Below are 13,790 nucleotides of genomic sequence, written 5' to 3'. Positions count from 1 at the left end.
GGGCGCTACAAACATCCATTCGCCATCCGTTACGTCGCTGGGGTATGCTCTTTGCTGTGCCATACCCCAAATTACGCTACCAGTGCATAACAGGCTCTAGAGCCGGGGCACGCAACCTTTATTTTATCCGTGGCAATGATGTATTAACCGGAAAATATGATCTTTGCGGCCGGTTATAAAAGCTGATGCCAGAATGACCAAAAAAACTGCTGAATGAGCAGAATATTGGCAAAATAAGAAAAAAGAAGGCGGCACCCACCCAGATGCCGCCTCTCAATTCAGAACATACCCACCCAGATATGTTCCGTTAATCCCTCCCCACATAGTCCCACCCAAAGCCATTGTGCTGTAGAAGAAGGATTCGAACCTCCAAGGAGTAGTTAGCCGGCCGCCGGACCAGTTTTTCCCGAATCTCCACCCCCGAGAGAGGAGGGTATGTCTGCCAGTTTCATCATTCTACAGTGTCAAAATAATCCGGCACCTTTCGCGTTGGATTATGACAAATGTAGTAATCATATTGGTATGGTAAAATTTTTAGTCAGATTTGTGCTGAATTTTTACATACTTTTTAAGGCATTGCCTGTTTCATTAAAATATAGTTAATCAACACAGAATAAAATGGCCCGTAATTACGAACTTGACGACACCGACCGGAAGATTCTGGCCCTGTTGATTGAAGATGCCAAAACGCCCTACACCGAAATCGCCCGCAAAGTGCATGTATCGGGTGGAACAGTGCATGTCCGCATGGCACGGCTCGAAGAACTTGGTATCGTGCAGGGCGCCACGCTTAAAATCGACTACCAGAAGCTGGGATTCGGCGTGAGGGCTTTTCTGGGAATCTACCTGCAGAAAAGCTCGGTATATGAGGGCGTTGTGAAGCAACTCTACCTGATTCCGGAGGTGGTCAGCATTGACTTTACCACCGGCGCCTATGGTATTTTCGCACGCCTCATCTGCCGCGACACCAACCATCTGCGCGAAGTACTGCACGAGCAGATTCAGCTGATTGAGGGTATAGAGCGCACCGAAACCCTGATTTCGCTGGAAGAAGCCTTCAATCGGCCCATTCAGTTGCAAGAAATAACTGGCGACGCCAGCTAAGCACGCCCCGCCCCATGCTTCCCGGCACTGCGGGCCGGCATCCGACCTTGGGTGCTGGTCTGCAGTGCCGGTTTCTGTGTAGGGCAGGGGTAGCTGTTGCCGGGTAGGGTGGCCGCGCAGGAATAGACTGCCAAAAAGCTTATGTAGGATTAAAAATAGAATTTTCATCGAAAGTTGCTCACTGCTTGCCGGTAGGCTATATTTAGTAAATCCGAATTGGATTATTAACCGGGCTGCCCATGAGAATTCGCTACGCTTTTCTCCTGCTTTTTGCGCTGTCGGCTGCCCGGCCCGGCCGGGGGCAGACCCTGCCGGCCATCTACCTCAACGACCAGCACCAGCCCACCGTCCCTGATAGCGCGACTCATTACCGGCTCATCGACCGTAAAAACGAGCTACTGGGCACCTACGCCATGCGGGAGTTTTCCCTCACGGGCGGGTTACTGCTGAAGGGCACGCTCACGTCCATCGATCCGCCGGTGCGCGTTGGCCTGCTCACTTGGTACCACCCCGACGGCAGCAAGGCTGCCCAGGTGCACTACCGCAACGACGAGGCCGACGGCCTGTACCTGGGCTGGTACGAAGACGGCCGCGTAAGCCAGCGCGGCGACTATGCCGACGGGCAGCGGGTAGGCCGGTGGCTGTCGGTGCACCGCAACGGGCAGAAGCGCTCCGAAGGACACTACCACGCCGGCCGCCCGGTAGGGGAGTGGCGCTACTACTACGACAGCGGTGAACTGAGTGCTATTGAGATGCCCGACCGCCAGGGCAAGCCGCTGGCGCTGGCTTTCTTCAATAAGGATGGCTCGCCGTACATGCAGCGCGTGCGGCCCCGGGAGTTACCACGTTTTCCGGGCGGCGAGGCGGCGTTGCTGAGCTTCGTGACCCGCAATACCAGCTACCCGCGCGAAGTACGGAGCCGGGGCATTGTGGGCAATGTGCTGGTAAGCTACCGGGTGGGCGAAGACGGGCGCGTGAGCCAAGTACGGGTGGTGCAGGGCCTGGCCGCCGAAGCCGACCGGGAAGCCCAGCGGGTGGTAGCCAGCCTGCCACCTTTCGAAGCGGGCCGCGAATACAACCTGCCCACAGCCATGACGTTCACAATTCCCATCTACTTCGGCCCGGGATTCTCGCTGGCGGCGGGGCCTAAGCCCCCCCAAGGGCCGCCTTCCGAAGCCCACGCCGCCGCCCCCGACCCCGCCGATTAGCGGCGACCCCCGAAAGCAAAAGTCCCCCGGAACTGCCGTAGCAGCACCGGGGGACTTTTGAATTGTCGCGCAGGGGAAGTATAGTAGTTACTTAAGCCGTTACCTGGGCGTCGAGCTTCTGGGCCAGTACGTGCTTAGGCACGGCACCCACTTGCTTATCGACTACCTGGCCGTTCTTGAACACGAGCAGGGTCGGGATGCTGCGGATGCCGAACTTGGCCGACGTCTGTGGGTTAGCGTCCACATCGACTTTTCCGATAATGACTTTGCCTTCGTATTCGCCGGCCAACTCTTCTACTACCGGACCCACCATGCGGCAGGGGCCGCACCACTCGGCCCAAAAGTCCACGAGTACGGGTTTGTCGGAGTTGATGATCTGGTCGAAGTTAGCATCCGTGATTTCGATGGCTTTATGTCCCATGATAGTCAGGTTTGGTTGAAAGGTGTAGTGCTTCTATACGAACAAGCGGCCCGCAAGGTAGCAGATTGCGTTCCAACAAGGAGTAGGCCGGAAAGTTCACTTCGGCCAGAGTGGCAGTTTTGCCGCCCAACCTGCCCGGAGCCCCGGCGGCTACGCCCCAGGCAAGGCGCGGCTACCGGGGCCAGAATACAACCCACATCGGGCGGCGTTAATTAGCAGGCATCAAGAGTGATACGCCTTGGCGTACTGCTGCGCGCGGTTGCGTAATTTGTAGAACACGTAGAGGTTGAAGAAGTGCATGCCGCCCAGAATCAGGATGATGGTTCCCACCTTCACGCTGAGCAGTTCCACGCTCTGCTGGTAGCTACCGATGGGGTCGGTACTGCGGAGCGTAAGCATGGCGTAGCCGATGTTGATGAGGTAAAAACCCGTTAGCAGCAGCTTGTTCACCGAATCGGCCAGGGCCTCATTGCCGTGAAAGATATCGACCAGAAACGTGCGGCCATTGGTGAACAATGTGCGGGCGACCCAGACCGTGAGTACAACCGTGGCGGGCAGGTACACGCCGTAAACGAGGAGGTGAAAGTTCATGGTAGTAAGGGAAAAAGGGTGAGGAATGAAAGAAAGATGAAGAATGAGAGCTGCGCTGAAGAATAATCGAGCTACTGCTGAAGCTGGCCCAGGCAGGAGTTAGGTTAGCCGCGGCAGTAAATCGGCCAGGGCGGTGGGGCAGTCGGAAAACCGAAACCGGAAGCCCGCGCTGAGCAGGCGGTCCGGTATCACCTTGCGGCTCTTAAGAATCAGCTCGGTTTCAGTGCCCAGCAGGAATGCCCCGATTTCGAGCAGCCATTGGGGTTGCGGCAGGTGCCAGCGCGGGCGGTAGTGCTGGTCGAGCAGGGCCATGAACGCGTGGTTGGACAGGGGTGCGGGGGCGCAGAGGTTGAACGCCCCTTCTAGGTCTGGGCGAGCCACCAGAAACTCCACGGCCCGGCAGAAGTCGGCGATGTGCAACCAACTGATGCATTGCTGACCGCTGCCCTGCGGCGTGCAAAGGCCGAAGCGGGCCAGTTGGGCCATTACGGGTAGCGCTCCTCCATCGGTACCCAGCACAATGGCCGCACGCAGGGCTACGCGGCGGGTGGCGGGCACCGGGGCCAGGTTGAACTCGGCTTCCCAGCGCTGGGCAACCGTCTCCGAGAAATTCCGCCCGAGCAAGCCGTGGGTTTCCGTATTGGCCGGCTGTGCTTCCCGGGTGTCTTGGTAAATAGTGGCCGTGGAAGCGTTCAGCCACACTGCCGGCGGAGTAACACAGGCCGCCACGGCTTCGCCCAATATCCGGGTGCTGTCGGTGCGGCTGCGCACGATGGCGTAGCGGTTCACGGCGTGGTAGCGGCAGTCCACCGATTTGCCGGCCAGGTTGATGAGCACGGCAGCTCCTTCCAACTCCGCCGCCCACGGCCCCACCGTACGCCCGTTCCAGCGGACTACGCCCGGCCGGGCGGTGCGTCCTAGCACTACTACGGCGTAGCCCAACTGGGTAAAGTGCCGGGCCAGGTGTCGACCCAGGAAGCCACTGCCGCCCGCGAGAATCAGTTTGGGTCGTTCCATAACCGAGAGGATGAAAAGAAGAGGGAGAAAGGGGAATCCGAGGAATATAATCTCGATGCCTGTTCTTATTAAACTTTCAATAAAAATTGAAATATGATGACAAAAAAATAGGTTTGCCTTAGGAGCGGGGCCGCATGAGCTTCATGAACGTGCTCAAGAACCAGTTCTCATCGGCTTTGATGAGGGTGGCGGCGGCCCGGTCGGCGAATTCGGCGAAGTTCTGGATGCTGCCAATCATCTGGGTGAAAGCCTGTGCTTCCTCCGCCGAGACGGTGGGAGAGGGTTCCACTTGCCGGATTTCACCCAGCACCCGCATGATGGGCGCCAACTCGCGCTTGTGGCGCTCCTGCAAAATGAGGGTAGCCACCCGGTGAATATCCTTCTCGGCGGAGAAAAACTCGCGCCGCTCTCCGGGCCGCAGCTCCTTGCGCACGAGGCCCCAATCCATAAGGGCCCGCACGTTGAGGTTGGCGTTGCCCCGCGAAATCTGGAGCTGCTCCATGATGTCTTCGGCACTCAGCGCGCCCACCGAAACCAGTAGTAGCGCATGGACCTGAGCCATGGTCCGGCTCACGCCCCAGGCGGAGCCCAAGGTGCCCCACCCTTCAATGAACCGGCTTTTGGCTTCGTCGAGTTGCATGCCTCAAATGTAGGAGAAGATTTCAAACTTTCAATATAAATTGAAAGTTTATTTTGAGTTCAATCCGACACGTTGATAGAGAGCATCCGATAGCCACTCACGTGCATTTTAGCGTCGTTCAGCCAAGCTGAAATCTCGGACTTCAAAAGCAGAACAATGCGTTTTGTCACAGCTAAACTATAGCTGGTAGAACATAAATTTATTTGAAAAAAAGCATCCCCGAATCAGGCAATTGGCAAATGATCAAATAGTTGAGCTTGTAAAAGTCAAGAATACACCATAGTTAGTCTAGAGGCGCTCTTATGTAATCAGTATGTGAATAAATATATATATTCATAGTGCAAAACCAAGGCTGACCAGCAGGCACTTGCTTTACCGACTTCCCGAACCAGTAGCCAATAGGGGCGTAATAACAAGGGCAACGTCTTACTTACTCTTTTCACTGTCTATGCAAGCCGACTCTGTTTTTGATGCTAATCAGGTGGCTGATAACCGGCTAAAGTCGGAAAATCGTCGGCCAATGGTGCTGCCCGTAGTAGAGGAGCAAGTAGTAATTGACCGCAACTTGGTCGAAACCGGCCGGGTTCGCATCAGCAAAACGGTGCAGGAGCACGAGCAGGAGGTAAACGTGTTGCTTCAGCACGATGAAGTTCAGGTAGAGCATGTACCTGTCAATCAGTTTGTGGCCGACGACGCGCCGCTACCCGGTAGCCGCCAAGAAGGTGATGTGCTGATTGTGCCTATTCTGCGCGAGGTGGTCGTTACCCGGGTGTTGGTTGTGGAGGAACTCCGCATCAGCAAGCGCGTGGTGGAAGAGCCGCACACCAGTACGGTAACGCTACGCCAAGAACAAATCAGGGTTGAGCGTAGCGCAGACAATTCAGTGCCCCCTCAGCCTTAAAAAAAAACTCTTTTCTTTCCAATCACTTATAAATCAATACCATGAATCAAAATACCATGAACCAGACCGTAGTAGGAATTTTCGATACCGCCACCCACGCTCAGCAAGCGGCTCAGCAGCTCAAAGCAGCTGGTTTCTCGCTCGACGATGTGGACACCATCTCCCGCGATTCGAAACAGGGTAGCAACTACTATAACAACACCGGAACTACTACCGAAGCAGCAGGCGACGCCGCTGGTCGTACTGGCGACAGCATCGGTAACTTCTTCAGCAACCTGTTCGGCGACGACGACGATGCGAACCGTTATTCGCATGTAGCCCGCAATAGCCACTCGATGGTAACGGTGCATTGCAAGTCGGCTGACCATGCCCACAAGGCTGCCGAAATAATGGACAATGCCGGAGCCCTCGACGTGAACGAGAAAGCCCAGCAGACTGGTTACAAAGGCAATGCAATGGCGGCCGGCAATGCCGCCGCAACTACCAACGACGGTGTGGCTTCGGCTAAGGTAATCGAGGAGAAACTCCAGGTAGGCAAGCGCGTAGAGCAAACCGGTGGTGCCCGTCTGCGCAGCCGCATTGTGGAGCGCCCGGTAGAAGCCAGCGTCCGGTTGCGGGAAGAGCACGTGAGCGTGGACCGTAAGGCGGTAAACCGTCCGGCTACGGAGGCCGACTTCGATGCTTTCAAAGAAGGTAACGTAGAGGTAACCGAGCGCGCTGAGCGGGCCGTAGTGGGCAAAGAGGCCCGTGTAGTGGAAGAGGTAACGCTGGGCAAAAAAGTAACCGAACACGAGGAAAAAATCCGCGAAACGGTCCGCAAGACGGAAGTAGATGTGGAGCAGCTCGGTACCAAAGACGTGCGCAACGACCAGAACCGCACGAAATAACAATCCTGCATTAAGGAAGCTTATCGCTTTTCTCGATCGAAGCAGAACGCCCCCGTCCGGTTTTTCCGGGCGGGGCGTTCTGCGTAGTGATGGGTGATATTTACCGGGCCCCAGCCTGTTTCTGCCGGTCTATTTCGTCCAGATCGGTCTCACCTTGCCGGGTACTAACCCACTCGCATACCGGCCGTTTAGTGTCTCCGCCGTTGGCTGTCACGCGCAAATAATTGAGACCGGCAGGGTTAGGTATGATGAGTTGACAGGGCCAGCCAGGCAACTCCAGGCACAGCCGAAGTATCCGGCCGGGCGAAGGACAAGGAATCTCCAGGTATTCGCGGACTGGTAGCTGGCCGGCCGCTTGGTTGTCGAGCGAAAAAGCAACTGGCGCGGTTGAGGCGTCGGCATAGCGGTACAGGTAGATATAAGCCGTGTCGGTACGGGCTGGCGGGGGCAGCAGTGGGTTCGGAAACTGGCCGCTCGCCGGTGCGCATATCTAGGGCGTAGCCCATCGGCTCGGCCGAGTGGTCGATGCCGTGAACCCGCGAGAAACCGACGCCCAAAGCAGCGGCGCTCAGTTGCGCCCGGGCCTGGGCTTGGGCGCGGGCCTGCATGTAGGCAACGTCGGGGGGAGTTTCGCCTACGAAAGTAAAAAAGTCGCGGTGGCGATGCAGCGGAAAAAAGTTCTTCTGGTGCTGTACAAAAAGTTGGTGACCATCCGAAAATCCCCATACCTCCTTGGTGGGCTGGTTCTGGTTCTTCTCGTTAACTACTTTAACCCGTAACCGGGGCACGCCCAGCCACTGCAGGCGGGCCTGTGGGGCACCGAAACCAAAGGCCACCGTATCGGCTGAGACCCGCAAGCCAGGGGCGGGGGTGTTGGTCAGAAACTGCTCGAACGTGTAATATACTCCCGCTCGGGGAAATTCCCGCAGCATAGCGGGTCCGCTCGCCGAGGCTGCTGGGACCGTGGCCGGGGGCGTGTCGGCAAGTAGCTGACCGAGGGTCAGGGTCGGACCGGTAGCGGCTTCGGACCAGTCGTAGGTCGTGAGCTGCTCCAAACACTTTTGCAACAGCAGCGCGACATGGTACGCATGCAAATCGGTGGCTTCGGGGGTACGAGCCGACGTGTGGGCCGCTACGCTCCGCACGAAATGGTAGCCATCGGGCCGCTGCTCGTACACGTCGGCCGCCAAATCGGCGCTGGCCTTTTCTCCTAAGCCCGCCATTCGCTCGCTCACCCGCAACTGCCGTAAACACAGCACCACGGCATGGTCGGCGGGGCGTGCGGGCACCTGCTGCTGCAGAAACTCGGTGAGTTCCGATTCCAGCCCGCGCCGGAAGAGTACAGTCGTCGAGTGGCCGTTCAGGCCCTGATAGACTAGGCCAATCGGTAGTTTGTCGGGCCGTCCATCTAGCAATTGAGCCACGTATACCGTTCGGGATGGTAGGGTAATTAATTGGCGGCTCAGGTTGAGGTAGTGCTGGGCCACCGCCGGCCGAGCTAGTAGTACGCCTACCAAGAAGATAAGTACTGATAGACCCCCGCGAAAAGATAACGACATCAGCAACTGTAATGTAGGATGAAATAAAGCCGCCACGGCTTTTGAAAGCGGTGGCGGCTATAAAAATCGGATTAATCAGCGAAAAAGCAATGCAGCCAGCAACTTATATCAGTTGGCAGGCCTCAATTTCCATTTCGCGCATTTTGCGGATGAATTCCTTGGGCTCGATGCGGTAGCGGCGCGAATAGGTGTCTACGGCGAGGTGCTCGTGGGGCTCGGCGAACTTGATTTCGAGTTTTTTCGAGCCGGCTGCGCTTTCCACGGCTTCCATGAAGCGGTCCATGAAGGGCTCCGTGATGGTGCGCAGGTCCAACTGCACGCGTACGCCGTTGGCCAGCTTCTCGGCCACGTTGAAGAGCGGCTCCATAGTCATGATCTTGAACTCGAACTGGTCGGAGTCGCGGAAGCGTTGGGCGTACTTGCCCCGGATGAACATGGGCGGCACCTGCTCCTTGTCGTAGTTGCGGGGGTTGATGATGCTGGAAAACTTGGTGTAGTCGTCGCGGAACAGGGCAAGGTTGAGGCTCGAATCGTAGTCTTCGATGTTGAAGCTGACGAAGGGGTGGCCAGTTTTAGTGGTCTTGAACAGCACGTTCGAAATCAGGCCGGCCACCGTAATGTCGCGGTTCTTGTAGCTCTCAATCTTATCTAATCCGCAGGTGCAGTAGGAGTCAATTTCCAGTTTGAAGTCGTCGAGCGGGTGGCCCGAGAGGTAGAAACCCACGACTTCCTTTTCGCGGCGCAGCTTCTCGGTGGGGCTCCAGGGCTCCATATCCTGAATCTTGGGCATCGGAATGGCCATTTCGCCGCCGCCGCCGCCAAACAGGCTCTGTTGAGCTGACTCCTTGGCCGCCTGGTGCTGCTGGCCCACTTTCATGGCCTTCTCAATCAGGCTCTGGTCGTTGCCCGGCGCTTCCAGGAACTGGCGGCGGTGGTAGCGGTCGAACGAGTCGAAGGCGCCAGCCTGAGCCATGCTCTCGAAGGTCTTCTTGTTCACGGCCCGCAGGTTTACGCGGCGCGAGAAGTCGAAAATATCGGCGTAATGGCCACCCTTCTCGCGCTCCTGCACGATTTCCTCTACCGCGGCCTCACCCGCGCCCTTTACGGCGGCCATGCCGAAGCGAATCTGGCCTTGCTTGTTTACGTTGAACTTGAGGATGGATTCGTTGACATCGGGCCCGAGCACGGCCACGTTCTGCTTGCGGGCTTCCTCGATGAAGAAGGTTACCTTCTTGATGTCGCCCATGTTGTTGGTGAGCACGGCGGCCATGTACTCGGCCGGGTAGTGGGCCTTGAGGTAGCCGGTCTGGTAGGCCACCAGCGAGTAGGCGGCCGAGTGGGAGCGGTTGAAGCCATAAGCCGCAAACTTCTCCATCACGTCGAACACCTCGTTAGCCTTTTTAGCCACGATGCCGTGCAGCTTCTTGGCCCCCTCGCAGAATTTGTCCCGCTCCTGAGCCATTTTTTTCATATCCTTCTTGCCCATGGCCCGGCGCAGCAAGTCGGCACCACCCAGCGAGTAGCCGGCCAGAATCTGGGCCGCCTGCATAATCTGCTCCTGGTATACCATAATGCCCTGGGAGTAGTTCAGGATGGGTTCCAGCAGCTCGTGCGGGTAGTCAACATCCTCGCGGCCGTGCTTGCGGTTGATGAAGTTGGGGATGAACTGCATCGGGCCCGGGCGGTAGAGGGCGTTCATGGCAATCAGGTCCTCGATGTTGGTCGGCTTGAGGTCCTTGAGGTACATGCGCATGCCCTCGCTCTCAAACTGGAACGTGCCAATGGTGTCGCCGCGCTGATACAGCTCGTAGGTTTTCAGATCGTCAATCGGAATTTCGTCGATGTCGATTTTAACGCCGTGATTTTTCTCAATCAGGTTGATGGCATCCACGATAATCGTGAGCGTCTTCAAACCCAGGAAGTCCATTTTGAGCATCCCGGCACTCTCAATCACCTTGCCGTCGAATTGGGTGATGAGCAGTTCCGATTCCTTGGACGTCGAAACCGGAATGTACTTGGTGATGTCGTCGGGGGCGATGATGATGCCGGCGGCGTGGATGCCGGTGTTGCGCACCGAGCCTTCGAGCTGGGTGGCCAGCCGCAGAATCTGGCCGCGCAGGTTGTCGGGCGCTTCGTCGCGCCGGATCATGTCGAGCTCCTGGTTTTCGGCGAAGGCCTTGGTGAGGGTGGTCCCCACCTGATCGGGCACCATTTTCACCAGGTCGTTGGCCATGGCCAGGGGCAGATCCATGGCCCGCGACACGTCCTTGATGCTGGATTTGGCGGCCATCGTACCGAAGGTGATAATCTGGGCCACCTGGGTTTTGCCGTATTTGCCCACCACGTAATCAATCACGCGCTGGCGGTTCACGTCGTCGAAGTCGATGTCGATATCGGGCATCGACACGCGCTCAGGGTTCAGGAAACGCTCGAACAGCAGCGAATACTTAATGGGGTCGATGTTGGTGATGCCCACGCAGTAGGCCACGGCCGAGCCCGCCGCCGAGCCTCGGCCCGGCCCCACGGCCACCCCAATGTTGCGGCCGTGGTTGATGAAGTCCTGGGTGATGAGGAAGTAACCCGCGAAACCCATCGTCTCAATCACGCGCAGCTCATAGTCCAGCCGCTCCTCAATTTCGGGCGTGCGGTCGGAGTAGCGACGCTTCTCGCCCTCAAACGCACCTTTATAAGTGAGGTGGCGCAGGAAGGCGTCGGCGTTGGCGTGCTCAACCGGAATCGGGAAGTTGGGCAGCAGAATGTCGCGCTGGAGCTTAGGCGGCGTGATTTTGTCCACGATTTCGTTCGTGTTGTCCACGCTTTCCGGCACGTCGGCGAACAGCGCGTTCATCTCCGCCTGGTTCTTGAAGTAGAACTGGTCGTTGGCGAAACCGAAGCGCGACTTGGGCCGGGGGGCCTGGGCCTCTTCATCGATGCGCTGGAGCTGGCGGCGCACGGCGGCATCCTGGCCGGCCAGGGGCCGCAGGTTGTCGAGGTGGTCGTAGAGCACCTTGTTATCCTGGGAAATCAGCCGGAAATACTGAGTCTGAAAGTCGCCGACCGGGATACTGTGCTCCTCGCCGGTATTCACGCAGAGCAGGATGTCATGGGGCGCGAAGTCGGTCTGCTCCACGTAGTGCGAGTCGTTGGTGCAGATGACTTTGACGTTGTACTTCTTGGCCAGCCCGAGCAGCACCTGATTCACGTCTTCCTGGCTTTTGCCGGTGCCATCGAAGTTCATCAGCCCGTGGCGCTGAATCTCAATGTAGTAATCGTCCTCGAACACATCCAGCCACCACTTGAGCAGCTCCTCGGCTTGAGCTTCGCCCTGGAACAGAATGGCCTGCGGAATCTCGGCCCCGATGCAGCAGGAAGTAGCAATCAGGCCCTTGTGGTACTTGAGCAGCAGCTCCCGATCGATGCGCGGAAACTTGCTGTATACGCCCTCAATAAAGCTCATGGAACACAGCTTGCTCAGGTTGTGGTAGCCGTCCTGGTCCTTGGCCAGCAGCAGCTGGTGGTAGCGCTTGTCCCGCTCGCCCTTCTCGCGGCTGAAGGCCTTCTTGTGGCGGTCTTCCACCATGTAAAACTCGCAGCCCACGATGGGTTTCACATTGTACTTGTTGGCCTCGGCCACGAAGTTGAACGCCCCGAACATGTTGCCGTGGTCGGTGAGGGCCACAGCGGGCATCCCATCGGCCGACGCCTTCTTCATCAGAGCCGAAATGGAGGCCTGACCATCGAGCAGCGAATATTGGGTGTGCGAGTGCAGGTGCGAGAAAACGGGCATCTTCTTTTCAATTAAGCAGTAGGAATTGAGAATTAGGAATGCCGTTCAGAGGGCTTCCTGATTCCTGATTCAGCCGTGGGCCAGGGTAAAGTTACCCAGTAATTGGTGGGCGCGAAAGGTTGCGCGGCAACGGATTTCCTGTATGACCGGGCCAAGTGCGGTGCGAAGCGCAAAGCCCGTACCTTAGGAATCTCAACCGCTACAACCCGGCGAAACCAGAACCAGATTGCCGGGGATTACAGTTGCCCTTATTTGCTATATCGCCACATTCATTCCAGTCGCCAGACCTACTTCGGCGGCCAAGTATTCTTACGTAGACCTGCGCCACCGGCGTCCCAACTATCTATGTTTTTTCGCTGATTCCCCTAGCTGCCATCCGGCGGTTTGTAGCTCGCATGAAGTCTTTCGATTCCCTTACCGACCCGGTGTATGACCCGGCGGCCCCCGTTTCCCGTTTCGGCCGCTGGCTGCAACAGTTTCTACAAGACAAGCGGGATTTGCCCTTTCTCTACCTGCTGCTGGAAATAACGTGTACGCTGCTGCCACTGGCGGCCGTGCTGTTCGTGCCGGGCCTGCCGCGGGGCTGGTGGTGGGGCGTCTTCGGGGTGTATATGTTCCTGACGACGTTCTACTTCAAGGGGCCGTTTGGGCTGATGCTGCACTGCACCAGCCACCGCATCCTGTTCAAAAAACAGTACGCGCGCCTCAACCACTACATTCCGTGGGTGGTTGGACCGCTGTTCGGCCAAACGCCGGAAACCTACTTCACCCACCACCTGGGCATGCATCATCCGGAAAATAACCTGCCCGATGATGAAAGCTCCACCATGTTCTACCAGCGCGACTCGGCCGCCAGCTTCGGCCGCTACCTCGCCGATTTTTTCCTGCTCGGCATTCCTAAGCTCGTGCGCTACTTTGGCCGCACCCGCAAGCTCAAGCTGCGCGGCCGCCTGCTGCGGGGCGAAGTGGCTTACCTGGTTACGTGCGCCGCGCTGGCCTGCGTGAACCTGCCGGCCGTGCTGGCCGTGCTGGTGCTGCCGGTGCTCGTGACCCGGGCCGTGATGATGCTCGGCAACTGGAGCCAGCACGCCTTTATCGACAGCGCCGACCCCGGCAACTGCTACACCAACAGCATCACGTGCATCAATACCAAGTATAACCGCAAGTGCTGGAACGACGGCTACCACATCAGCCACCACCTCAAGCCAGCCCTGCACTGGACCGACCACCCCCACCACTTCCAGCAGAACCTGGCCAGTTACGCCCAGCAACAGTCCGTGGTGTTCGATGGCATCCACTTCCTGCACATTTTCGCCTTCCTGATGTTGCGCCGCTACGACCTGCTGGCCCGCACTTCGTGGACCTAAATAACCACTACACTTCCGACGCCGACGTTGTCATCTTCCTCAAATCCCGCACCCGCCGCATGGCCCGCCCGGTGCAGTTGCAGGCAGCGGCCTAAGGTAGCCTATCAGGCTGTGCCATCTGGCCGGTAATGCGAAAAGCCACTCCCGGGAGTGGCTTTCCCTTTTTATTATTAGTTGCGAAGTGGCCTGCGAAAATCCGGGCGATGTAGCAAGCGTTAGTTGTCTCTGGTTACCAAACTGCTTCAGCAGTGGCGCTTGTCGGGCCCGAATAGGGCTGCAGTCTGGCCCAGTAAAGGACCGCTTACCCA

General features: G+C 57.6%; 11 protein-coding genes. 5 read left to right on the top strand and 6 right to left on the bottom strand.

All coding sequences use genetic code 11. The annotated features are described in order from the left end of the window. Positions 1 to 618 precede the first annotated feature (618 nt). A complete protein-coding gene (locus CDA63_RS06985; protein ID WP_088463730.1) occupies positions 619 to 1,104 on the top strand; it encodes an AsnC family transcriptional regulator in 486 nt (161 codons plus the stop codon). A gap of 239 nt (positions 1,105 to 1,343) precedes the next feature. After that, a complete protein-coding gene (locus tag CDA63_RS06980) occupies positions 1,344 to 2,312 on the top strand; it encodes a TonB family protein (RefSeq protein WP_088463729.1) in 969 nt (322 codons plus the stop codon). A 91-nt stretch (positions 2,313 to 2,403) separates the two neighbouring features. On the opposite strand, the gene trxA is transcribed toward CDA63_RS06980, so the two are convergent. The 4 genes from trxA to CDA63_RS06960 form a co-directional block, all read right to left on the bottom strand. Beyond that, the gene (gene trxA / locus CDA63_RS06975) at positions 2,404 to 2,733 is read right to left on the bottom strand and encodes a thioredoxin (RefSeq protein WP_044016382.1); all 330 of its coding nucleotides are present in this window, start codon (positions 2,731 to 2,733) and stop codon (positions 2,404 to 2,406) included. 222 nt (positions 2,734 to 2,955) lie between these two features. Next, positions 2,956 to 3,324: a hypothetical protein gene (locus CDA63_RS06970; protein ID WP_088463728.1), complete on the bottom strand. Its 369-nt coding sequence runs from the start codon at positions 3,322 to 3,324 to the stop codon at positions 2,956 to 2,958. Positions 3,325 to 3,423: 99 nt separating this feature from the next. After that, positions 3,424 to 4,341 (bottom strand): TIGR01777 family oxidoreductase, encoded by a 918-nt coding sequence (locus tag CDA63_RS06965; protein WP_088463727.1) that lies wholly within the window; start codon positions 4,339 to 4,341, stop codon positions 3,424 to 3,426. A 118-nt stretch (positions 4,342 to 4,459) separates the two neighbouring features. Further along, on the bottom strand, positions 4,460 to 4,981 hold the full coding sequence (locus tag CDA63_RS06960) for a GbsR/MarR family transcriptional regulator (protein WP_088463726.1): 522 nt from the start codon (positions 4,979 to 4,981) through the stop codon (positions 4,460 to 4,462). Positions 4,982 to 5,429: 448 nt separating this feature from the next. Here CDA63_RS06960 and CDA63_RS06955 point away from each other — a divergent pair, with 448 nt between their 5' ends. Then, positions 5,430 to 5,882, top strand: coding sequence for a YsnF/AvaK domain-containing protein (locus CDA63_RS06955; protein WP_088463725.1), 453 nt, complete (start codon positions 5,430 to 5,432; stop codon positions 5,880 to 5,882). A 41-nt stretch (positions 5,883 to 5,923) separates the two neighbouring features. Further along, positions 5,924 to 6,769 carry a YsnF/AvaK domain-containing protein gene (locus tag CDA63_RS06950; RefSeq protein WP_242434590.1) on the top strand — a complete coding sequence of 282 codons (846 nt, stop codon included), beginning with the start codon at positions 5,924 to 5,926 and terminating at the stop codon, positions 6,767 to 6,769. A 239-nt stretch (positions 6,770 to 7,008) separates the two neighbouring features. Here the strand turns inward: CDA63_RS06950 and CDA63_RS06945 are convergent, their stop codons facing one another. Next, positions 7,009 to 8,328: a hypothetical protein gene (locus CDA63_RS06945; RefSeq protein WP_126546762.1), complete on the bottom strand. Its 1,320-nt coding sequence runs from the start codon at positions 8,326 to 8,328 to the stop codon at positions 7,009 to 7,011. A 103-nt stretch (positions 8,329 to 8,431) separates the two neighbouring features. Further along, the gene (gene dnaE / locus CDA63_RS06940) at positions 8,432 to 12,115 is read right to left on the bottom strand and encodes a DNA polymerase III subunit alpha (RefSeq protein ID WP_088463723.1); all 3,684 of its coding nucleotides are present in this window, start codon (positions 12,113 to 12,115) and stop codon (positions 8,432 to 8,434) included. A gap of 395 nt (positions 12,116 to 12,510) precedes the next feature. Between dnaE and CDA63_RS06935 the strand changes: the two genes are divergently transcribed. Beyond that, positions 12,511 to 13,482: a fatty acid desaturase gene (locus tag CDA63_RS06935; protein WP_242434589.1), complete on the top strand. Its 972-nt coding sequence runs from the start codon at positions 12,511 to 12,513 to the stop codon at positions 13,480 to 13,482. Positions 13,483 to 13,790 lie beyond the last annotated feature (308 nt).

The sequence above is a fragment of the Hymenobacter amundsenii genome, assembly GCF_002204745.1.
Taxonomy (GTDB): Bacteria; Bacteroidota; Bacteroidia; order Cytophagales; family Hymenobacteraceae; genus Hymenobacter; species Hymenobacter amundsenii.
Note: the sequence above shows the minus strand (reverse complement) of the source record. Positions and strands in the feature narration are given on the sequence as shown.